The 22558-nt window shown below is 56.7% G+C and carries 23 protein-coding genes, 2 tRNA genes and 1 riboswitch; of the genes, 12 read left to right on the top strand and 13 right to left on the bottom strand.

Going from position 1 to position 22558, the window contains the following annotated elements; all coding sequences use genetic code 11:
* The first annotated feature begins 159 nt into the window (after positions 1-159).
* On the top strand, positions 160-1083 hold the full coding sequence (locus R1T41_RS16770) for a LysR family transcriptional regulator (protein WP_062959759.1): 924 nt from the start codon (positions 160-162) through the stop codon (positions 1081-1083).
* Positions 1084-1125: 42 nt separating this feature from the next.
* Here R1T41_RS16770 and R1T41_RS16765 read toward each other — a convergent pair whose 3' ends face one another.
* The 4 genes from R1T41_RS16765 to R1T41_RS16750 are packed head-to-tail and all read right to left on the bottom strand — an operon-like array spanning position 1126 to position 4291.
* Entirely contained in the window at positions 1126-2127 is a 1002-nt protein-coding gene (locus tag R1T41_RS16765) for a homoserine dehydrogenase (RefSeq protein WP_317337995.1), read from the bottom strand.
* A gap of 58 nt (positions 2128-2185) precedes the next feature.
* The gene (locus R1T41_RS16760; RefSeq protein ID WP_317337993.1) at positions 2186-2989 is read right to left on the bottom strand and encodes a metal ABC transporter permease; all 804 of its coding nucleotides are present in this window, start codon (positions 2987-2989) and stop codon (positions 2186-2188) included.
* Entirely contained in the window at positions 2986-3834 is an 849-nt protein-coding gene (gene znuC, locus R1T41_RS16755) for a zinc ABC transporter ATP-binding protein ZnuC (protein ID WP_317337992.1), read from the bottom strand. Before znuC ends, R1T41_RS16760 begins: the two co-directional genes overlap by 4 nt.
* The gene (locus R1T41_RS16750; RefSeq protein WP_085645328.1) at positions 3815-4291 is read right to left on the bottom strand and encodes a Fur family transcriptional regulator; all 477 of its coding nucleotides are present in this window, start codon (positions 4289-4291) and stop codon (positions 3815-3817) included. Before R1T41_RS16750 ends, znuC begins: the two co-directional genes overlap by 20 nt.
* Positions 4292-4425: 134 nt before the next feature.
* Here R1T41_RS16750 and hisI point away from each other — a divergent pair, with 134 nt between their 5' ends.
* From hisI to R1T41_RS16730, 4 genes are all read left to right on the top strand, one after another.
* Positions 4426-4836 carry a phosphoribosyl-AMP cyclohydrolase gene (hisI, locus tag R1T41_RS16745; protein ID WP_085645124.1) on the top strand — a complete coding sequence of 137 codons (411 nt, stop codon included), beginning with the start codon at positions 4426-4428 and terminating at the stop codon, positions 4834-4836.
* 9 nt (positions 4837-4845) lie between these two features.
* A complete protein-coding gene (locus R1T41_RS16740) occupies positions 4846-5961 on the top strand; it encodes a GTP-binding protein (protein WP_317337989.1) in 1116 nt (371 codons plus the stop codon).
* A 570-nt stretch (positions 5962-6531) separates the two neighbouring features.
* A complete protein-coding gene (locus R1T41_RS16735) occupies positions 6532-7362 on the top strand; it encodes an aldo/keto reductase (RefSeq protein ID WP_317337987.1) in 831 nt (276 codons plus the stop codon).
* A gap of 183 nt (positions 7363-7545) precedes the next feature.
* Positions 7546-8184, top strand: a complete 639-nt coding sequence (locus R1T41_RS16730; RefSeq protein ID WP_317337986.1) for a YitT family protein — start codon at positions 7546-7548, stop codon at positions 8182-8184.
* A 91-nt stretch (positions 8185-8275) separates the two neighbouring features.
* Here the strand turns inward: R1T41_RS16730 and R1T41_RS16725 are convergent, their stop codons facing one another.
* From R1T41_RS16725 to R1T41_RS16695, 7 genes are all read right to left on the bottom strand, one after another.
* Positions 8276-8821, bottom strand: coding sequence for a hypothetical protein (locus R1T41_RS16725; protein WP_317337985.1), 546 nt, complete (start codon positions 8819-8821; stop codon positions 8276-8278).
* A 57-nt stretch (positions 8822-8878) separates the two neighbouring features.
* On the bottom strand, positions 8879-9523 hold the full coding sequence (locus tag R1T41_RS16720) for a hypothetical protein (RefSeq protein WP_317337983.1): 645 nt from the start codon (positions 9521-9523) through the stop codon (positions 8879-8881).
* A gap of 68 nt (positions 9524-9591) precedes the next feature.
* Positions 9592-9669 (bottom strand) — tRNA-Arg (locus tag R1T41_RS16715).
* Between the two features lie 145 nt (positions 9670-9814).
* Positions 9815-10108: an ETC complex I subunit gene (locus R1T41_RS16710; protein ID WP_062951849.1), complete on the bottom strand. Its 294-nt coding sequence runs from the start codon at positions 10106-10108 to the stop codon at positions 9815-9817.
* Positions 10109-10235: 127 nt separating this feature from the next.
* Positions 10236-10312 (bottom strand) — tRNA-Pro (locus tag R1T41_RS16705).
* Between the two features lie 184 nt (positions 10313-10496).
* Positions 10497-10943 (bottom strand): DUF192 domain-containing protein, encoded by a 447-nt coding sequence (locus R1T41_RS16700; RefSeq protein ID WP_062959639.1) that lies wholly within the window; start codon positions 10941-10943, stop codon positions 10497-10499.
* Positions 10940-12100, bottom strand: coding sequence for an acetoin utilization protein AcuC (locus tag R1T41_RS16695; protein WP_097050462.1), 1161 nt, complete (start codon positions 12098-12100; stop codon positions 10940-10942). Before R1T41_RS16695 ends, R1T41_RS16700 begins: the two co-directional genes overlap by 4 nt.
* A gap of 119 nt (positions 12101-12219) precedes the next feature.
* On the opposite strand from R1T41_RS16695, the gene R1T41_RS16690 reads away from it, so the two are divergent.
* The gene (locus R1T41_RS16690) at positions 12220-12525 is read left to right on the top strand and encodes a DUF6506 family protein (RefSeq protein WP_317337978.1); all 306 of its coding nucleotides are present in this window, start codon (positions 12220-12222) and stop codon (positions 12523-12525) included.
* A gap of 54 nt (positions 12526-12579) precedes the next feature.
* Positions 12580-13668 (top strand): alpha/beta hydrolase, encoded by a 1089-nt coding sequence (locus R1T41_RS16685; protein WP_317337976.1) that lies wholly within the window; start codon positions 12580-12582, stop codon positions 13666-13668.
* Between the two features lie 6 nt (positions 13669-13674).
* On the opposite strand, the gene R1T41_RS16680 is transcribed toward R1T41_RS16685, so the two are convergent.
* Together R1T41_RS16680 and R1T41_RS16675 are read right to left on the bottom strand one after the other, a co-directional pair.
* A complete protein-coding gene (locus R1T41_RS16680; protein WP_317337974.1) occupies positions 13675-14271 on the bottom strand; it encodes a GNAT family N-acetyltransferase in 597 nt (198 codons plus the stop codon).
* A 310-nt stretch (positions 14272-14581) separates the two neighbouring features.
* Complete coding sequence (locus R1T41_RS16675) at positions 14582-15727, bottom strand: citrate/2-methylcitrate synthase (protein WP_317337971.1); 1146 nt, start codon at positions 15725-15727, stop codon at positions 14582-14584.
* 104 nt (positions 15728-15831) lie between these two features.
* Here R1T41_RS16675 and R1T41_RS16670 point away from each other — a divergent pair, with 104 nt between their 5' ends.
* The 5 genes from R1T41_RS16670 to R1T41_RS16650 all read left to right on the top strand — a co-directional run bounded on the left by R1T41_RS16670 (position 15832) and on the right by R1T41_RS16650 (position 22517).
* A complete protein-coding gene (locus tag R1T41_RS16670) occupies positions 15832-17229 on the top strand; it encodes a CoA transferase (RefSeq protein ID WP_317337969.1) in 1398 nt (465 codons plus the stop codon).
* Positions 17230-18518: 1289 nt separating this feature from the next.
* Positions 18519-18630: riboswitch (TPP riboswitch) on the top strand.
* A complete protein-coding gene (locus R1T41_RS16665; RefSeq protein ID WP_317337967.1) occupies positions 18621-19445 on the top strand; it encodes an ABC transporter ATP-binding protein in 825 nt (274 codons plus the stop codon). It overlaps the preceding riboswitch by 10 nt.
* A complete protein-coding gene (locus tag R1T41_RS16660) occupies positions 19442-20239 on the top strand; it encodes an ABC transporter permease (protein ID WP_317337966.1) in 798 nt (265 codons plus the stop codon). Before R1T41_RS16665 ends, R1T41_RS16660 begins: the two co-directional genes overlap by 4 nt.
* 71 nt (positions 20240-20310) lie before the next feature.
* The gene (locus tag R1T41_RS16655; RefSeq protein WP_317337964.1) at positions 20311-21264 is read left to right on the top strand and encodes an ABC transporter substrate-binding protein; all 954 of its coding nucleotides are present in this window, start codon (positions 20311-20313) and stop codon (positions 21262-21264) included.
* A gap of 209 nt (positions 21265-21473) precedes the next feature.
* On the top strand, positions 21474-22517 hold the full coding sequence (locus tag R1T41_RS16650) for an MBL fold metallo-hydrolase (protein ID WP_317337963.1): 1044 nt from the start codon (positions 21474-21476) through the stop codon (positions 22515-22517).
* Positions 22518-22558 lie beyond the last annotated feature (41 nt).

The raw sequence follows: 22558 nt of genomic DNA, 5'->3' as shown, positions 1-22558 counted from the left end.
TGGGGCGAACAGCAAATTGCGAAATTGCTGATAACTCAATCACACGGCAATCTTTCCGGTATGACCGGGGCGTTGGGGGTCATTGAGGCAACCTTATCAATTGCGGTTTTTCAAAATAATTGGCAAAATTTCGCAAATTCTTTTTAGGAAATCCGAACAATGGATCTGCTGGCCAACCTGTCACTCTTTGTCCGCATCGTTGAAAAAGGCGGGCTTGCCGCCGCCGGGCGCGATTTTGGCTATTCCCCGGCATCGGTATCCGAACGCGTCAGTGCTTTGGAAGATCATTATGGTGCCAGACTTCTAAATCGTACCACCCGGGCCATCAGCCTGACCGATGAAGGCCGCCTGCTTCTGGACGGCGCCCGGCAACTGGTTGGCGAAGCCAGCGATCTGCAATCACAAATTCGACATGGGGTAGATCACCTCTCAGGATTGATCCGCATCAGTGCCACCTTCGACCTGGGCCGGAACCGGCTGGCGCCGATCCTTGATCAGTTCATGGAAATGCATCCCGCTATCCGGATCGATCTTGTTCTGTCGGATGGATATGTCGATATCGTTGCCCAAGGCATTGACCTTGCAGTTCGCTACGGAACGCTGACAGACAGCAGCCTGATGCGCCGTCGCCTCGGCCCAAGCTATCGCCTCGCCTGCGCATCACCGGAATATCTTGCCAGATACGGAACCCCCGAAACCCCGGCGGACCTTGCCAATCACAACTGTCTTGTCATGCGATTTGGCAATCAGCTTGATCAGGAATGGCCGTTCGTCATTGATGGTAAACGCAAGATGATCCCGGTTCGCGGCAATAAAAGTGCCAATGATGGCTCCCTGATTCGTCAATGGGTTCTGGGTGGATACGGGATCGGCATGAAGGCCCACTGGGATATCGAAAACGACGTCAGGGAAGGCCGTATAATTCCGGTCCTGACCGACTTTTCACCCCCCGAAAGCGACCTTCAAATCGTATATCCTGCTGGCAGCAACCAACCCAAACGGGTTCGCTGCCTGATCGAGGTTTTATCAGCGGCCTTCGCAAATGGCGTCATGCCGCAATGCCCGTCCAATCCACAGCACTAGACCTCTCGCACACACTGGCCAGAAGAAAGATCGGCGCAAAAGTCAGGCCACTCTGGCTTTCAGGATATGTTCGAAATCCTTTAGGGCTGCGGCGGCTGTCGCCAGCGGTTCTTCACCGCACCCGATGGCGATTGTCTCGCCCATTGCATCGGTGGTGATCCGGATTGCCTTGTTCTTGCCGCTGACCTGCGCCAGGGGATCGGAATTCGGATAGGCCCTGACACCGACACGCGCAGAAATTGTCCCGTCATCCGCGCAATCCAAACTGCCGACAAGCTTCGGAACAAGGCCCTCCGCCCGCCACGCATCAATCCGGTCTGCGGTCACGCCGTGAATGCCCTCGACAACAAGGTCATCCATCACAAGCTCCGCCCCCAGTCCGAAATTGGCAAGAAGCAACAGCTTGCATGCGGTGTCCCAGCCTTCGGTATCGTTGCGCGTATCAGCCTCGGCAAAGCCGCCTTTTTGCGCCTCTTTCAGGGCAGCGTCAAAGCCCACACCCTTCGAAACCATCGCATCCAGAAGGAAATTGGTCGTGGCATTCAAAATGCCCTCGACGCTTAAAACACGGCACCCGGTCAGACTATGTTCCACAAGATCAATGGTCGGCAGGGCCGCGGCACTTGCGCCGCTCAGCTTTAAAATCGCCCCCGATACCTTCGCCAGATCGCGCAATTCCCGCCCGCTATGGACCAGCGCGCCCTTGGAAATCACAATCGTGTCCCGCCCGGACGACAAGGCCGAATGAATATAGGCAAGCCCCGGACCACCCGTGCGGAAATCACTGGGTCCGGCTTCAATCAGGACATCTGCCCCGGACGTGCTGATAAAGTCCGGCCCGCTCAAACCCGGTTCCAGCGCATCAAACTGATCGGCATCAAGCCCGTTTGCATCAAGCAGGCCCGAACGCGATCCGCACACCGCCACCAGACGGACATTCGTGTCGTAAACGCTGCGGTAATGCGCCCGCCGTGCCAAAAGCAGATTTGCCGTGGCGCGGCCAACGCCCCCAAAACCCGCAATCGCAACCCTGATCACCCGCATATTGTCCGTCCCTGTTTCATTTATAACTGCGCGCAATCCAAACATTACCGATACCGGGTTATCCCCGCAAACGGCAAATCACGGGGGATGCCATCCCGACCAGCAGGAACAACCCCGCCGCCGAAATCACGATGCTTGGCCCGGCCGGGCTATCGACATGCCACGAAAGGCTGATCCCGGCCATAACCGACGCCGCCCCAAACAGGGCCGCACCAATCGCCATCTGTTCGGGTGTTCTGGCAAAGAACCTGGCACTGGCCGCCGGCACGATCAAAAGGGCCGTGATCAGAAGAACCCCGACAATCTTGATCGCCATGCCAATCACAAGCGCCATCAGCAACATGAAAACCAGACGCAGCCGTTCGACCGGGATGCTTTCGGCCGCGGCAATTTCCGGGCTGACGGTAAGTGCCAACAAAGGCCGCCACATCCAGACCAGCACCAGAAGCGCCAATCCACCGCCAAGCCCCAAAAGCCAGATATCGGCAACATTGACCGCCAGAATATCCCCAAAAAGATAGGCCATCAGGTCAACCGCAATCCCCTGCACAAAGGCAAGGGCGACCATGCCAAGGGCAAGCGTCGAATGCGCCAGCATCCCCAGGACCGTATCACTGCCAAGGCGGCTTTGGCGTTGTCCGATGGCAAGGATCAGGGCGGCGGCAAGGCAGGTGGCAATCATCCCGATCCGGACATCCACCCCCATCAAAAGTCCAAGTGCAACGCCCAGCAACGCCGAATGCGCCAGTGTATCGCCAAAAAACGCCATGCGTCGCCAGACGATAAACGCCCCGAACGGCCCGCAGACAAATGCCAGCAAAATCCCGCCAATCACCGCACGGGTCAGAAAATCATCCATCATTGCGGCCGCCATATCCGATCTTTTTCGTCGATTTCTTCATGATGATGATGGCCATGCGCGCATCCCGGCCCGTGAACATGGCCATGATGATGATCATGGCCATCCCCGCCATCAACAACATGCCCGGCAAGGTCATGTTCGTGATCATGCGCATGGGTATAAATGCCAATCGCATCCGCCGCCCGATCCCCAAACAGGGATCTGTATTCAGGATGCTGGCGCACGGTTTCAGGAATGCCGGAACAACAGACATGCCGGTTAAAGCACACCACCTGATCGGTCTTTGCCATCACCAGATGCAGATCATGCGATATCATCAAAACCGCACAATTAAGCTCGGCCCGGATATCATCAATCAGGCGATAAAGCTCCGCCTGCCCGGTCACGTCAACCCCCTGGGTCGGCTCGTCCAGCACCAGCAAATCCGGGCGCAGCAACAATGTCCGCGCCAGCATCACGCGCTGCGTCTCGCCCCCCGAAAGGCTGCTCATCTGACTATCGATCACATGGCTGGCACCGACCTGTTCCAGAACCTTCTGGCAATCGCCGCGCGATGCCGAACGGGTCAGTGTCAGGAACCGCTTCACCGTCATCGGCAAAACCTGATCAATCGCAAGCTTTTGCGGCACATAGCCAATACGAAGACCCGGCTTGCGGATCACCTCGCCCTGATCGGCGCTCTGAAGCCCCAGAAGGGTTTTGACCAGTGTTGATTTACCCGCCCCGTTTGGGCCGATCAGGGTCATGATCTCGCCCGCATTGATCGAAAGCGTCACGTTATCAAGCACCCGTTCATTGCCAAAGGACAGGATCAGTCCCCGTCCTTCAATGAGTGGTGCAGTCATGGCAAAGGCCCTTGATTTCAACAGTGGTGGCTTCGATTTTAAATCCGACCTGCTTGGCCGCCTTGCGGACCGCAATGCTTACATCCTCATCCACCGTTTCGGCAACGCGCCCACATCTGGTGCAAATGAAATACTGCCCCAGATGATCGCAATCAGGCTGATCACACCCGAAATAGGCATTAAGTGACTCAATACGATGCACCAGCCCAAGATCGGTCAGGAATTCCAGCGCCCGATACACGGTCGGCGGCTGCACGCGCTGCCCCTCGGCCTGAAGCGCATCAAGCAGCTCATAGGCGGTCACCGCCTTGTGTGATTGCCATATCAGGCTGAACACCTTGCGGCGCATATCGGTAAAACGCGCATTTTCCGCCTCGCAGACTTTCTCTGCCTGCGCGATTGCGCTATCGATACATCTGTCGTGATCGTGGCCCTTTTTCGGGAAAAGATCGGTCATGTCGCACATCCGAAGTCACGCCGGGCTATTTGCGTTAATCTGCAAAAAGCCATGGCACAGGGTGATATGTTATAATATATCATTTCTTGACGTGACTGCCGCAAAAAGTCAACAACCATCGACCGGAGCCTTCGATGACCGAGACCACAACTGCCGCCAATTCAAAGATTGCCGACAAACTGAAATTCAATGAAAGCGGCCTGATCCCGGCAATCGCCCAGCAGCATGACAGCGGCGAGGTTCTGATGATGGCCTGGATGAACCGCGATGCGGTAATCGAAACGCTTGAAACCGGCCGGGTCTGCTATTACTCGCGCTCGCGCGGGAAATTGTGGCGCAAGGGTGAAAGCTCCGGCCAGCTACAGAAACTGATCGATTTCCGCTATGACTGCGACCAGGACACCGTGCTCGTACAGGTCGATCAGCTTGGCGTTGCCTGTCACACCGGGCGTCGCAACTGTTTCTATTTCGCCGCCCGCGATGGCGAGGAAGTGGTGATTTCCCAACCCGAAATCGCCGTCGAAGACCTTTACGGCAAAAAGTAAGCATCAGATATGGCGATTTCCGACGAACAGTTTGACCGCGTTGCCACCACCGTCATCACCGGCTTCCTTGGCAGTGGCAAAACAACCCTTCTTAATGCCCTTCTCGCTCACGACGGCATGGCAAAGACCGCCGTTCTGATCAATGAATTTGGCGAAATCGGCCTTGATCACCTTCTGGTGCGTGAGGTGTCCGAGGATGTCGTACTGCTGAATTCCGGCTGCATCTGCTGTTCGGTGCGCGGTGATCTGATTTCGGGGCTGCGTGATCTGTTTGTCAAACGCACCCGCGGCGAAGTACCGGAATTCGACCGGGTGATCATCGAAACCACCGGCTTGGCCGACCCCGCCCCGATCCTGCATACCCTGATGACCGATCCGTTGCTGACCGCCAAATTCCGCCTTGATAGCGTGGTCACCACGGTGGACGCCCTGCATGGCGCGGGGCAGCTTGATGACCATCCCGAAAGTGTAAAGCAATCCGCCGTCGCCGACCGCATCCTGATCACCAAATCCGATCTGGCCGATGCCAAAACGCTGGCAACCCTTGAAGCCCGCCTGCGGCATCTTAACCCCGCCGCCCCGATCCATGCCGTCACCATGGGCGACATTGACCCGGCCAAGCTGTTCAATGCCGGGCTGTATGACCCGACGACCAAAAGCATGGATGTGCAGAAATGGCTGCGCGACGAGGCATACGAGCAGCACGGCGACGATCATCACGATCACGATCATGATCACGCGCATGACCATCATGACCACGATCACCATCACGACCATTCCCACGACGTCAACCGGCATGACGACCATATCCGCTCCTTCTGCATCACCTTTGACGAACCGCTGCATTGGGATGCGTTTGTCACCTGGGCGGAAATCTTCACCCAGATGCGCGGCGAAAGCCTTCTGCGCGTCAAGGGCATCCTGAATTTGGTGGGTGAAAGCAACCCGGTCGCGATCCATGCCGTGCAGCATATTTTCCATCCACCGGCCACCCTGCCCGCATGGCCCGACGACGATCGTCGGTCAAAAATCGTGTTTATCACAAAGGATCTTGGCCCGCAGGTCATCCGGGAATCGCTTCATCACCTGAATGCCGCCGTCTCGGAAACAGCCGAAAAATCCTGATTGTTTTTGGCATTTGAGCCACATCAAGGCCCCCAACCCGAAATTGGATCAGATTGGGTCTTGGCTTGATACAGCCTCACTCCAGGGTGCGGCCTCGTTAATCTGATCGAAATGGTCGCCCGGATTTGTGCGGATGCGCGAAGCGAAATCGCAGGAAGATATATATCTTTCAAGATTTTGCGACAAAGCAGCCCGTGCAAATCCGGACGATCCGAAGGACAACCGTTATAATTGCGAGCTCCTGCGTCAAATCCCTTGACCGGGGGTGCGTCCCGCTCTGCGGGCTTTTCCTTGTATCTCGCAATTATAACGGTTGCCATTCCGGTCAGATTAACGAGTCCGCACCCTCAGTCCTGAACTTCGGGCGATCCCATTCTTGGTGATCGCCCTTTTTCTTGCCGTTTTTCAGCGGCATTCTATCCCCTCGCCAAACCGAAGGAGAGCACCAATCATCCAACCGTACAGGTTGCGATGCCGCTGCACTGCACTAAATTTGGCACAAACAGCGACTTATCTTTGTGACAGCTCTCAAAACAATCAAACAAATCAAATCGAAGGGGGTAGAACATCATGATTTTCCGGAACTGGCAGGGTACGAAAATCCCCGCACTTGGCTTTGGGACATACGAGCTCGATAACGCGGCCGCCGAACATATGGTCGCCGAAGCCGCCAAAATCGGCTATCGCCATTTCGATACCGCCCAGATGTATCATAACGAGGAAGGGGTTGGCCGCGGCCTGAAATCATCGGGTCTTGCGCGCGATGATTACTTCCTCACCACCAAAATCTGGCCCGACAAATTCCAAAGCGGCGATCTGCAAACCTCCGTGGTCGAAAGCCTGCGCAAGCTTGATCTTGACCATGTCGATCTGCTGCTGCTCCATTGGCCCAATGATGAAATCCCGCTGCGCGAAACCATCGCGGCCCTGAACGAGGTCAAAAACCTCGGCATGACGCGCCTGATCGGGATTTCCAATTTCCCGACCGCCCTGATCGAACGCGCCGTCGGCCACAGCGACGCGCCCCTTGCGGTCAATCAGGTCGAATATCACCCCTATCTTGACCAGTCCAAGGTGCTTGAATGCGTCCGCAGCCATGACATGCTGCTGACCGCCTATTGCCCGCTGGCACGTGCCAAGGTGATGAATGACGAAACGCTGGTGGCCATCGCCAAATCCTATGGCAAATCCCCGGCACAGGTCACCCTGCGCTGGCTGCTGCAACAGGATGGCGTGATGGCGATTCCGAAATCCGGCTCGCCCAAAAACGCCAGGGCCAATTTCGATATCTTTGATTTCGAACTGTCGGACGCCGATATGGCCGACATCTACGAACTCGCCAAGCCCGATGGCCGCCTGATTGATCCCGATTTCGCCCCGGAATGGGATCGCGCCGCCTGAGAAGCAGCGGCATAACGCACAAAACCACCAAGACCGGCCCCCAGCAGGCCGGTCTTTTGCGTCAAAGCCCCCCACCCCGCCAAAAACCGCCGAATTTCCCCCGGTCACCAACCCCGGCTTGTTTCGCACATGCGAAAAGCGTAATTTGGCAGTCTATTCAATCCCCAGACCCGTGATCGCTTCATGACCAGCACCACAACCAACACCGCCGAAACCACCAAACCCGATCTCGGCCACCGCCTGTATGAGGATGTGCTGGCGCTTCTGCTCGGCACCATGGTCGTATCGCTCGGTGTGATGCTCTATAGCGAAAGCGTGCTGGTCACCGGCAGCACGGCGGGCGCGGCCCTTCTGATCGAACATGCCACCGGCATCGGTTTTGGCGTGATCTTCTTTGCGATCAATCTGCCGTTTTACTGGCTGGCCTTCAAACGCATGGGGCTTGCTTTCACGATCAAGACCTTCATCGCGGTCGGGCTTGTCTCGGTGTTTTCAAAACTGATGCCGATGTGGATCGATTTTTCGATGCTCAACCCGATCTTCGCCGCCACTGCCGGGGGCGCGCTGATGGGGATCGGTCTTCTGATGCTGTTTCGCCATCGTGCGGGGCTCGGCGGGATCAATATCCTCGCCTTGTACCTGCAGGAACATCTCGGCATCCGTGCCGGTTATTTCCAGCTCGCCGTCGATCTGGTCATCCTCGCCTGCGCCTTCCTGACCCTGCCCTTTGACAAGGTCCTGCTCTCGATCCTCGGCGCCGTCGTGCTCAACCTGATCATCGCACTCAATCATCGTCCGGGCCGGTATTTGGCGGCGCGGTAACCCGTCCAAACACCACTTTACTAATATTTCCGTGGCCAAAATGCTGCAGGATCAACCCACAAAGCTGAAAAAACTGAAGTTGCAGTATTACTCAGCCCCCCCCGCTTTCCCAAAACTTGTAGTAACTATCAAAGTTTTCCTCAATCTTTTCCGCCACATAATCATCCACAACTACCCTTGGACGAATTTTTGATGTACCCGCATTTCGCAGTACACGCTGATCGAGGAGATTGGCGTATGGGGTAGGAGTAAGGGAATAATCTTTTAACTCAACAAACTTTGTTCGAGACGGATCAAAATAAACATCCAACACATAAAATAAATCAGATTTATTCAAGCTCTTGAAACTTCCAATAATACTTTCTCTTATTTTTTCACTTTGCTCGAACCTCTCTTTTTCTTCCTTTTTTATTTTTCGAATATTCTCCACAATCAATATCAAACAATCGATACCGAGAGAGACCAAAAGAGCCCAAACACTTACAAAAAGCCCATAATGGAACCATGCACCAATCTCACTTTGGGGAATTTCGAGCAAATCCAATGAGTCAAAAACTAGTAAACTTGCCGCAGATACTAAAGCGGTAAATTTAATTTTTGTCTTTCCAGTGAGCAAACCCAGAATTGTGGCTAGCAAATTTCACCCCAAACATTATTTAATTCAGAAAACCATACCCCCAAATTATTACTTCAATTATATACCAGATTTAACAACATCTGCCTCTGCATTAACTTGACTTATTAAGCCAATACGCATTCGAATTAATTTAGAAAGGCTCTCCACTGACGCGTTCATCTTTTTAATACGCTCTTTTGCTTCTTTATATCTTATAATTTTTCCATCATCCATTTCATCAAAATCGATATATTCCTCCAGCATTATTGCCATAATTGATGCTATTTCCATTTCCAGATCCTCTGAAATGAAAGGTCTCTCACTAGCAAAGCTCACTTCAAGTTCCCTATAGGATTCAATAAACCAATTCCCTTTTCTTATTTTTCGACTTTCTTTGCTCTCGTTCTGATCAACCATTTCAAACATAGGTCTCAACGCCGAGGTAGCAACAGACGCTTCGCCAAGCTTAGCCCAAAGTGATCGAAGCGCATGGAACTCGGTTTCAAACTGTAAGCTGTGTATGTGAAATGTTTTACGGTGCTCGGAGCGAAGCAACTCAAGCTCTCTCTCCGTATTTTTGCGAAACTTTTCTGTTTCTTGAGCCATCAACCGATCAGCCCACAAGCGCCCGATCCATGATGACATCATCAAACAAATCCCGGCACCACCTCCAAGAGAAACCACAAAGCTTGCCACGGCTGTTAAAATGCTGGAAGTATCCATATCATTCCCATTTTTCAGGCTAAGTAATATAAGATTTTCATACTGCAGCCATATGGGAAAGATAAAAATGGCGATCCCTGCAGGAACTCGAACCTGCAACCTACAGATTAGAAGTCTGTTGCTCTATCCAGTTGAGCTAAGGGACCGCTGTGGGGGCCGGTTGGTGCCCCGGGGCAAAGCATTGGACGCCTGCCCGGCATGATATCTTTTCAGTCTTTAACGTCTTCTGTCAGACGAACGGGGCGGAAACCGCCCCGATGATGGTGTTCGACCGCCTTGCTGGCCGAAAGATCAGACGACGCGTTTGAACGCGAAGTTGTCGGCATAGGCCTGCACCCGGCGGACGCGCGATTTCGGCTGTTCGATATCGGCAATCAGCTTGTGACGGGCGGCAAATGCCTGTGCTTCTTCAAGGGTATCGAAATACATGCGCACCTGGCCACGGGTATCGGTCGATCCGATCCAGCCCATAAGCTGATCGGCAACCTTCTTTGCACCCGGTTCAAATTCCATCACCCAGTGTTTGGTCGCGGCACGACCGGACTGCATGGCGTTTTTGGCAGGTTTGTAAACACGGACCTTCATCGGGACCCTCGTCTTGACCGTCGGATAAGATGACAACAATGCGGGGCTCTCTAACACCCGCTGTCACATCATCTTTTACACCTTTTGCCGGCACATGAAAACGTGTCCGTATGGCAAAAGGGAAAAATGGTCGGGAAGGCGAAATTCGAACTCGCGACCCCCTGCTCCCAAAGCAGGTACGCTACCAGACTGCGCTACTCCCCGACGCGGATGTGGATTTAGCACCATAATTCCGCACGGGCAAGACCGCATTATGCGTTTTTTGCCCGGATTGGAAATAAAATGCAGGCAAAAAACCAAAGGCCGCAGAGATCATCTGCGGCCTTGCTATTGCTGATTGAGGATCGCGTGGCCGCAACGGGCCTATCACGGGTGCCGCTACGATGTCTTAGCGCGGCAGCCCTTCGACCTTTTCGCCAACTTCAAATCCCAACCGGTCGGCCGATCCGCCATTGAGTTCCAGAACAAAGCGCACCGGCTTTGGCCCCGGAATGATGGTTTCGGATTTCGGCACGGTGCGTTTTTCAATGCCGACAATCACGCCATTATTGTCGATAAACAGCATATCAAGCGAAATGAAGGTGTTCTTCATCCACATCGAAATGTCGCTGGCACGGCCAAAATCAAACAGCATCCCGGCATCGTCGGCCATTTCGGTGCGGAACATCAATCCGCGCGACCGTTCATCAGGTGTTACTGCCATTTCAACATTGAAAACCTTGCCATCGACCAGCAGGCGCGATCGTTCAAACCCTGTCGCCTTTGCATTCAGTCCCGCCACAACGGCAGCACTGATGAAGCAAACGACCAAGGTCATTTGAATGAACGACTTCATAACCCATACCCCTTCAGTCTATGGACGCGTGTCCTGACTTCGTCACGTATGTCCCCGCCGCGCCACGGATCTCTAATGCTGGTCAGCATTTTTTCGTCCGGCTGCTTTCCACGGCTATGTGCCCATTTTATGGCACGCAGGATATTTTCCGCTGTGACGGATAACACAGGGGGTATTTCGATTTCGTTTACAACCGCCCACACCCCGGACCAACAGCGCGCAACCCCATAAGGATTATATCCTCCGCCCCCCAGTACAAGACATCTGGGTGCCATTTTGATCATGGCCCCGACCACGTCCCAAATGGCCTGATTTCCCAGCATCTGTCTGGATAATGGATCTTCTGCTAATGTATCACAACCGCATTGTAAAACAATGGCTTGTGGTGAAAATTGCTGCGCGAGTGGCAGGAAATACTCGTTCAGGACATAACGCATTTCATCGTCATTCATGCCGCTTGGCATCGGCAGGTTACGCGCAAATCCCCCCGCAATATCATCGATATGCCCGGTTTTCGGCCACAGCCCTTCTTCATGCATGGACACGGTCAGAACACGGTCATCATCGGCAAATGCAATCTGCACACCGTCCCCGTGATGGGCATCAATATCAAGGTAAAGCACGCGATCCAGCCCCGAATCGAGCAATTCAAGTATGCCCAGAACCGGGTCGTTGAAGTAACAGAAACCCGATGCCCGGTCGCGCAATCCATGATGCGTGCCCCCTGCCGGGTGATGGATGATGCCACCATCCGAAATCAGACGTGCGGCCATAATCGATGATCCGGCCGCCGTCGCCGGACGCCGGAAAATTTCCGGATAGATCGGATTGCCGTTTTTCCCCAATCCGTATTTCACCATCATGTCTTCGGGCAACATCCGGTCGCGTTCGGCCTGTGCCACGGCGGCGATATAGTCGGGATCGTGAAAGCGTGCCAATTGTGCGGGCGTCGCCACCGGCCCGATCAGATAATTATCCCCATCGACCCAGCCCATCGCATGCACCATATCCACCACCAGCGACACCCGCGGGATCGCAAGTGGGTGTTTCGGCCCGTAACTCGACCCGCGGTAAATCTCGGCCGCGATCATGCGCGGACGGATATCATGGCGGCGATGATCGGGATAATTCAGAACAGGTTCATCAGATGGCATCATGACCATTCATGGTTCATTCGGGCTGGGCTCATTGGGGCATCGCAGGATTGACGCGCAAACGCATCCGCGTAACTCTGCTCCCGGAACACTTTCTCCTTTCTTAAACGACGAGCAGCCCCATGCCGATCAAAAACTATGCCTTTCTGATCAAGGCCGACGGATACCCGGTGCGGGGGACGCAAACCACCCTGCCCGGCGATGGCTTCACCACCCATATCTTTGCCGCGTCCAATATCGCGGCCCTGATCGTCGCCGCACAAGGTTTTGCCAAGGACGGGATAGAGGTCATTGAAACCTGCGGCGGCTTTTCCGATACGGATTTTGATGCGGTCGAAAAGGCACTTGATGGCCGCGTCGCCCTTGGCCGCGTCACGTTTGACGCCGCCAATCAGGCCCTTCTGACCCGTTTCATGACATCACCCTGATCACTTTCAATCAGTCATCACCGCCACCGCCCCAAAATAGTCGGAGCCCCACCCGTGCCCGAAAAAACATCAAAACACCGCCGCCTTTTCGCGGGGCTCGCGATCCTGATCATCGTTATTGTGATTGGCGCTGGCTTTGCCCTTTCGGGGCTTGCCGATTTTGATCTTGAAGGTCGCAATAGCCGCCTTGTCGAATTTGACGATCACGGCAACCGGCTTTCGGGCACCCTGATCCTGCCCGATGGTGCGGCGGCCAATACCGCCCCCATTGTTCTTCTGATCCATGGCGACGGCCCGCAGGACCGCTTTTCAAACGACGGTTACCTGCCGCTGATCAATAGTCTGCTGGATGGCGGGATTGGCGTTTACAGTTGGGATAAGGCAGGTGTGGGCGACAGCACGGGAAACTGGCTTGATCAATCCATGAATGATCGCGCCAACGAGGCGATGGCGGCCTTCGCCGCCCTACGCAATATTGATGGCAACCAGAACCGCAAAATCGGTTTTCTCGGTTTCTCGCAGGCCGGCTGGGTCATCCCCGATATCGCCAATCGCCTGCCCGATGCCGCCTTTCACATCCTGATCGGCGCGGCGGTCAATTGGCAGCGACAGGGAACCTATTACATGCGCACGCGCCTCGCGGCCCTTGGCACCCGGCCCGATGAAATCGCCATGCGCATTGAAACCGCGCATAATATGGATGACCGGATTTTAGGCCCCGACAGCACCTATCAGGACTATCTCGCCATACCCCATGATCAGGAAGTCATGGCAAAGGACCGCTATGAGTTTGTGAAACGCAATATCGGATCGGATGCCACCGGGTCGCTTGAAACAATCACATCCCCCCTGCTCGCCCTCTGGGGCGAGGATGACCTGAATGTTGATCCGGCGCATAACGCGGCGATCTATCGCAAACTTGCCCTGCCCAACAATCCGCTAAACAGGGTCATCACCCTTACCGATGCGACACACGGGTTGCTACGCGCAGGTCTGTTTAATTATCAGCTTGCCGAACAGATGCCCGACATCGTCAAACTGGCCTTTGTCGTGATGGGGCGCCATGCCTATGCCCCCGGCGCGATGGATCACATCATCACCTGGATCAGACAGGTCACGGAAGCCCAACATCCTGCAAAATAACCGGCATCAAACCTGTAACATCATCGTTGTTGCCGTGCGAAACCCGAAAAGATGACGAAGCGGTCCAAGTTCCTGCACATCGCCCGCCACAAAGCCGCAACGTTCATAAAGTGCCCGGGCACGCGGATTGGTATCGATCACGTCAAGCCGCACCTGCCTCAGGTCGCGCATCCGGGCTTCACCTGCAATCGCATCCAGAAGTGCCGTCCCGACACCCCTGCCGCGCGCATCAGAATCAACAAAAATCCCGTCCATCAACAGAACACCCTCGGACAGATCCCGTTCAAGCGTCTCGATCAAAATCCCGCGCCACAAGCCACCCCATAGGCCATAAATCGCGCAGACATCCGATAACGTCCCGCCAATAAACGCCCCTTGCGCCGTCTTGAAACCGGCAATGCCCAGCAAATCGCCATCTGGCGAAACCGCACTGATCGCATGAGCCGGATCAACAACCCGCCTCAGGAATAATTGCGCCTTGTCTTCGGGCTTCATCACCGGCGCCAGTTTCTGACGAAACGCCTGCCAGAAAAGGTCAAGCGCCTTGTCGATATGACCATCTTCGATGCCATGATGAATGGAAAATCTTTGCCGGTCCTGCATCTGTACCTTCCGCGATCCTGTCGATCTGAAAGATAGCCGGACGGCATGATTTCACAAGTTAAGAATGTGATACAGATCACGCGCCTGACCCGCGCGCGGGCTTGCCTGTCCCTGAACGACGTACTGCCTAATGCTGGTCGAAATCATCCCTCTCTGACCTGCCCTCTGGATTCCCACCTGCGCGGAAATGACAATATTTGTTGCGGGCAATCCCCCCTCAATCGTCACTCCCGCCCCTTCAATCGTCACTCCCGCGAACGCGGGAGTCCATCTCACCGCACGCTCCACACCAGGGCAGAATTCCGCACCCTTACCCGGCCACAGCCGCCCGCGGCCGAATGATCTTCCCGCTTTGGCGCTGCTCGAACAGATGCGCGATCCAGCCTGCCATGCGCCCGACGGCAAAAATGCCAAGCCCGGCACCTTTCGGCAGATCAAGTTCGCGTTCCAGCAACGCCAGCCCGAAATCAAGGCTGGGATATTGTCCGGTTTCATCCGTCACCCGATCCGCAATCCGCGCCCAGAACGCATCGCCAACCTGCCCGCAGGATTGCATGATTGCACGTGTCCGCGGATCACCATCGGGATAAAGCGGATGGCCGAAACCGGGCGGCACGCCGTCCTGCACCGGATCAATATTGCGCTTTTCCACCCGGTCCATCCATGCCCGGCAGCGCGGCGTTAACCCGCCATGCCGACTGCCCGATAAAGTCGCCAACCCCGCCAGCAACGACGCCGGGACACTCGCGCCTGCCGATGCCGCCACCCGCACCGCATAGGCCGACGCGTTCAATTCATGATCGGCACACAGCACCAGCGCACGGCGCAGCAAATCCACGGCCTCCGGTCGCTTTGACCAGGCCCGCGCCAGCATCACATGGATCGGACTTTCACCGTCATCGCGCATACCAGCGGCTGCCAATGCCGCAAGCCGCATCAGCTTCGCCGCCACCGGGCGGCCATCCCCGGCGGGGTGGTTTGTCACCTCGCCCGCCATCATCGCAATCATCCGGTCAAACGGGGTGGCGTGATTGGCCGGGATGAAATCCGGCGCGCAACACCGATCCTGATCGACCCGCAATCCCGCCAGAAGTCGTGCAGCATCTTCAAGCGTCATGGTATCAGACAGCCCCACCGCATCCCTGCCGCGATAGAAAAACCGGCCATCGGCAATGCGGGTGATTTTCGACACCAGTATCGGTTCGCCCCAGTCAATCGTCGATGCCGCCACCGATTGCCGCGACCGGCCGCGTTTTTTGCCATCGATGATTTTGCGCACATCGCGATGGTCATAAAGGCTTTTGCGTGCATCGCCGGGATGGGCAATGGCGCGCACGATCCCGCGGCTGACATAGGCATAAAGCGTATCGCGCGATATGCCGGTCGCCGCACAGACTTCCTGTGCCGACAGCGTGAAAAACGCCGTTTCATTCATCGGATCATCCAGATTTTTCATATTGATTATCTTGATCAAGATTGACGATTTGTCCAGCCCCGCGTGATGCTTGACCGATCAATCCCCGGCCCCGCGCCACCAATGCGGAAAAAGGAGCCACCAACATGACCGCCATGACCGACAAGACCAATCCGTTCATCGCCCCGATTACCGATGCCCTTAACGCCGCCCCTGATCTTCCGACCGGCACAAACGCCCTGCCCGATATCAAAATCACCGGAACGGACGCCCTGCCATCCTTCTTTGCCGTCACCGATCTTGCAACGGCCTCGATGGGCATCGCAGCCGCCATGATCTCCCGCTATCGCGGTTTGGCTACCGGCGATCTGGCGGCGGTCACCATTGATCAACGGCTGGCATCGAAATGGTTTGATATGACGATCCGCCCGATTGGCTGGGAATTGCCGCCGGTCTGGGATGCGATTGCCGGTGACTATCAAACCGCTGATGGCTGGATACGGCTGCACACCAACGCCCCGCATCACCGTGCCGCCGCCCTGTCGGTTCTGGGCGATTACCCGGACCGCGAAGCCCTCGCCCCGATTGTTGCCAGATGGAAATCCGATGACCTCGAAGCCGCCGTGATTGATGCGGGTGGCTGTGCTGCCACCATGCGAAGCCTCGATGACTGGCAATCCCACCCGCAGGGGGCGGCGATTGCGGCGGAACCGCTGATCGGCTGGCAGCATCACGGCGTCATCGCAAAATCCCGCCACGTTATCCGGCCCGACCGCCCCTTGGCCGGGATCCGCGTGCTTGACCTGACCCGCGTTCTGGCCGGTCCGGTCGCAGGGCGATTTCTCGCGGCCTATGGCGCGGATGTCCTGCGCATCGACCCGCCCCACTGGGACGAGGGGGCGGTAATCCCCGAAATCACCCTTGGCAAACGCTGTGCCGGGCTTGACCTTAAATCCGCCGAGGATCGCCAAACATTTGAAAGCCTTCTGGCAGGTGCTGATATCCTGCTGCATGGCTACCGCCCCGATGCCCTGCCCGGTCTTGGCTATGGCGCGGACGAACTTCGCCGCATCAATCCCGGTCTGATAGATGTGACACTCTGCGCCTATGGCTGGACCGGCCCGTGGGCCAAGCGGCGCGGCTTTGACAGCTTGGTACAAATGAGCTGCGGCATCGCCGATTTCGGCATGAAACATGCCGATGCGCCAAAACCAACGCCTCTTCCCGTTCAGGCGCTTGACCACGCCACCGGCTATCTGATGGCGGCAAGCACGATCCAGGCCCTGTTGCTCCGCAGCCAGACCGGCCAGATCACCACCGCCCGCCACTCATTGGCCCGCACCGCCCATCTGCTCTGCCAGACCGCACAACCGACCCGAACCCAAACCATCGCCCCCGAAACCGAAAACGACATCGCCCCGCATATCGAAACCACAAGCTGGGGCAAGGCCCGGCGTGTTCGTTTCCCGGCCACAATTGATGGCGTCGCACATGGCTGGGATCACCCGGCAGGCAAACTTCGAACGACCGATCCGGTCTGGTGATGCCGCTCCAAACGAAATCCGGACGGATGCAACCGCAAACCGAGCCTCCCGCAACCAGAAAGCCCGAACAAATCCCGGGCTTTCGCATGCCCCTCCAGCAGACAACCTTCGGGTCACGGCCCTCACCTGTCCACCATCGACGGGACATGGCCCGATGCTGGCACTGCTGTCTCTTCCGGTGCCTCTTCCGGCAAATCCTCCACGGCAGCTTCCGGTGATGCGGGACTTCTGGCAACGCTGGACAAACCGCGCGCTTCCACCAGCCACCAGACACCCCAAAGCCTCGCTGCCCACTCCGGCCCCTTTCGGCAACCCCACGATCACGAAGCCCGGACAAACCTGAAGCCCCCGCCATCCTCGCCAGCAGACGATCCGCAAACGCCCTCAGCCTCGCTGCCCGCTCCGACTACCTGCGCCAATGGCATGACCACCGAAGCCCGGGCAAATCTCGGGCCTCCAGCAACCTCGCCAACTCACACCCCACGGAACACCCACCGGCTCGTGGCCCGCTCCGGCCACGGCGGCAACCTGTCACCCCGGCGTCCAGACACACCTCGGGCCGCCGCCAGCCCCGCCAACCGATGGTCCACAGACGGTCCAAAGGCTCGCTGCCCACTTCGGGCTCTTTCGACGATGCCATGACCACCGACCACCGATGCCGGAACAAAACTCGGGCCTCCTGCAACCGTCGCCGACGGACAATCATCGGGCTCTCTGCCGCCTAGACGCATCTCGGGCGTTCGCCAGCAGACGGTCCAGGGGCTCGCTGCCCACTTCGATCATCTTCCGGCCACGGCGGCAGCCTGCCACCCCGGCGTCCAGACACACCTCGGGCTGCTGCCATTTTCACCAGCAGACGGTTTTCGGGCGCACTGCCCCAACCTGTCCACCGCCGACGGGCCACAATCCGATGCCGCCTCTGCTGCCATTGCTGCCGCTTTCGGCAAATTCGGGGTCCCTTCCCCGACAAGACGCACCTCTCCTGTCATGACAAACAAGCGTGTTCGAAACCTGTTAGAACCGACGCGAAACGCCGCCGTAATGGCTCCGCCATCCCCCGACCCATATCCTGCGGACCACCCCGCCGCCCTGCCTCAATCCTTGCCGCTGCATCCTAATCCCCTCTTTGATCCGGCCCCAAACGCAAAAACCCGCAGAGCCTGTATGGCTTTGCGGATTTTGGTCCGGGTGCATTTCTCCCGTTGACTTTATCTTTATGCCACAAACGAAAGAACAAATCAAGAACTTTTTCCAATGCTTGACGTCCCGCCATGATCTGCGCATAGTCCCGTCATCTCCAGGGGGGCCGATCGTGAATCGGCTGAGAGGTTCGGTGTTGCCGGACGACCCTTTGAACCTGAACCGGTTAAGACCGGCGTAGGAAGGATCGCATGCGCAAGACAGAACCAGTGCCGAAACCGGCAACATCCCCAAATCCCCCCGTCATGCCGGGCAATACGACGCCGTTTGATATTCATCTGCGCGGTGGTCGCGTGGCCTTTAACGGCGACGATATTTTCCATGATCTTGATCTGACCCTGCCCGCCAGCAGCATCACCTGTCTGCTGGGCCCGTCCGGTGTCGGCAAAAGCACATTGTTGCGCTATCTCGCCGGGCTGGTCGATGGCGAGGCGGGCGGAGATATTGCCTGCTCGGATGGCAGGCCGCTTTTGGGCCGGGTTGCCTATATGGCGCAGCAGGATTTGCTTCTGCCGTGGCGCAGTGTGCGGGAAAATGTCGTTCTGGGGGCGGTGCTTCGCAATGAACGCCCCGACCTTGCGCGTGCCGATGCGCTGATTGCCAAGGTCGGGCTATCAGACGCCGCCCACCTGCGCCCGGCCGAACTTTCCGGCGGCATGAAGCAACGCGCTGCCCTTGCCCGCACCCTGATGGAAGACCGCCCGGTTGTCCTGATGGATGAACCGTTTTCGGCCCTTGATCCGCTTAACCGCATGCGCCTTCAGGACCTCGCCGCACGGGTATTGCGCGGCAAAACGGTTTTGCTGGTCACCCATGATCCGCTCGAAGCGCTTCGGATTGGTGATCGCGTTCATGTCCTGCGCGGCACCCCTGCGGTCCTGAGCGACGCCATGCTTCCGGCGGGTAGCATCCCGCGTGATGTCACCGATCCGGAGATACTCCGCCATCAGGCAGAACTCCTCCGGCAGCTTGGCGCCACTGCCGAGGAACTCAACCGGGCGGAGGGAACGGCATGACAAACACGTCTCGCACCCCTCTTACCGAACGGCGTCTGCTGAAACTCGCCCGGCCCGTCATCATCATCGCCGCCCTGATCGCGACATGGCAGATTGTCGTGACAGTGACCGGCGCGCCGAAATATATGCTGCCCGCCCCCTATGAAGTCTGGCTGACCCTGATCAAGCGTCATGACGTGTTGCTTGATCATGCCAGATACACGATTGCCGAAACCGTGATCGGGCTTTTTGCCGGGGCGGCATTGGGCGCCTTGGCGGCCCTTCCGATGGCGCTTTTTGCCCCCGTGCGGTTCTGGCTGATGCCGATCCTGCTGGTGTCGCAGGCGATCCCGTTTTTTGCGCTGGCCCCCCTTCTGGTATTATGGCTGGGCTTTGGCCTGGGCTCAAAAATCGCCATGGCGGCCCTGATCATTTTCTTCCCTGTCACGGTCGCGTTTTTTGACGGGTTATCGCGCACCGAACCGGGCTTCCTTGACCTTGCCCGCACCATGGGTGCCAGCCGCTGGCGGTTGCTGACCCATGTGCGCCTGCCCGCCGCATTGCCTTCATTTGCCTCGGGTTTTCGGGTCGCGACCGCGGTTGCCCCCATCGGGGCTGTGATCGGCGAATGGGTCGGGTCAAGTCACGGGCTTGGCTATCTGATGCTCCATGCCAATGCACGGGTTCAGATCGATATGGTCTTTGCCTGCCTTCTGATCCTGTGTGCCTTTTCAATCACGCAATATTTCCTTGTCGACCGGGCGTTACGTGCGGCTTTGCCCTGGCAACCCGACAGCCTGAAACCGGCAAAATAAACCGAATTCCCCGCGAAAACCGCGGGGCAGAACATCACAAATATATCCGATATCCGATAGGAGGTTCACCCATGTCACGCCTGAAATCCATGATCACCGCGGCCACGATTGGCGCGGTTGCGATGGGAATGACCAGCCCGGCCTTTGCCACCGACAAGCTCACCATTCTTCTCGACTGGTTCGTCAATCCCGATCACGCACCGCTGATCGTCGCCAAGGAAAAGGGCTTTTTTGCCAAGCATGATCTGGATGTCGAGCTGATTGAACCGGCCGATCCATCCGCCCCGCCGCGTCTTGTTGCCGCCGGTCAGGGCGATGTTGCTGTCAATTATCAGCCACAGCTTCACGTGCAGGCCGCCGAAGGCCTGCCATTGACCCGGATCGGCACATTGGTCGCAACCCCTCTCAACAGCCTGATTGTGCTCAAAGACGGGCCGATCAAGGAAATCGCCGATCTGAAAGGCAAGAAAATCGGCTATTCGCTGGCCGGGTTTGAAGATGCCCTGCTTGGCACGATGCTGGGCAAATACGGGGTTTCGATTGATGATGTCGAGCTGGTGAATGTCAACTTCTCGCTCTCGCCATCGCTTTATTCCGGGCAGGTCGATGCCATCATTGGCGGCTATCGCAATTTCGAACTTAACCAGATGGAAATCGAAGGCAAGCCGGGCAAGGCTTTCTATGTCGAGGAAGAAGGCGTTCCGCCCTATGACGAACTGATCCTGACAGTGCGCAACGACAAAACCGATGATCCGCGCTTTGCGCGCATGCTGGCCGCCCTTGAAGAAGGCGTGCAGTATCTGGTGAACCATCCCGATGATAGCTGGCAGGCGTTTATTGCCGCATACCCAAACCTTGATGACGAACTCAACATTAAGGCATGGGCCGATACGCTGCCGCGCTTTGCGCTGCGTCCAGCCGCGATTGACCGGACCCGCTATGCACGCTTTGCCACCTATCTCAAGGATCAGGGCATTATCGAAACCGTTCCGGCACTTGATAGCTACGTGACCGTGATCGAATAATCTGCCCGAACCTTCCCCCCCGCGGCACCTGATTTCTCCGGTGATGTTTTGCCGGTCAGAAGCAGGTGTCGTCATGAAGGCCGGAACCCGCCCCGGTTCCGGCCTTTTCTTTGTCCCAATCCGGACAGTGATCCCACTTGCACAATTCCCGATCCGCGACACATTGATAGGATCAAAACAACAATCAGCCGATCAGGGGATTTGACCACGTGACGAATGATAACCGACCGCCACATCACACCGATTCCGGATTTGAAAACCGCTATCCCCTGCCCGATCTGGTCAAACGGTCATTCTGGCGTTTTATGAAACGGCGTTATTTCGGGGCTGAAAACTGGCCGAAAGCCAAACATCAGCGCGGCAAAATCCCGACCGAGGCGCCAAATCTGGATGCCATCCACAATCCGGACCCGGCACGCCTGCAAGTTACCTGGATCGGCCATGCGACGGTACTGGTGCAATATGGCGGGCTCAATATCCTGACCGATCCGGTCTTTGCCAAACGGGCATCGCCGTTCCGCCATCTTGGCCCCGCACGCTACAGCCAGCCAGGATTGCAGATTGATGAACTGCCCAAGCTTGATCTGGTGTTGCTATCGCATAATCATTACGACCATTTCGACATCGCCAGCCTACGAAAGATTGGAAATGCGCCGCGATATATCCTGCCGCTGAAAAACGGTGTGCTGCTTGAAACCGCCGGGATCCGCCCGGATCGCTATGACGAACTCGACTGGGATCAAAGCCTTTCGCACGGGGATTTGAAAATCACCCATGTGCCCAGCAATCACTGGTCAGCACGCACCACCAAGGACCGCAAGGAAATGCTGTGGGGTGGATACATCCTTGAATTCGCCGACGGCTATCGTTTCTATTTCGTCGGTGATACAGGCTGGAACGAACGGCTTTTTGCCGAAATGGGCGAACAATATGGCGGGATCGATTTTGGCCTGATCCCGATCGGGGCCTATGAACCCAGCGATTTCATGCGTCATGCCCACACCAACCCCGAAGAAGCCGTTCAGATCATGCAGGTGATGGGCGTCAAACAGGCGCTTGCCATTCATTGGGGCACGTTCGTCCTGACCGCCGAGCCGGTTGACGAACCGCCATTGCGGCTGGCATCGGCGCGCAGGGATGCCGGCATTGCCGACGATGATTTCATTTCAGCCCCCGTTGGGGCAACACGCTTCTTTCCCGGCAAAATCAGCCATCCGATAAACGCGGATAACGAAACGGAAGCAGCCCAGTAAAAAGATGAAGACCGGCAACGTGCAGATCGTTGCCGGTCTTC

Origin of the sequence: Thalassospira lucentensis, assembly GCF_032921865.1 — a bacterium.
GTDB classification, from domain to species: Bacteria; Pseudomonadota; Alphaproteobacteria; order Rhodospirillales; family Thalassospiraceae; genus Thalassospira; species Thalassospira lucentensis_A.
Note: the sequence above shows the minus strand (reverse complement) of the source record. Positions and strands in the feature narration are given on the sequence as shown.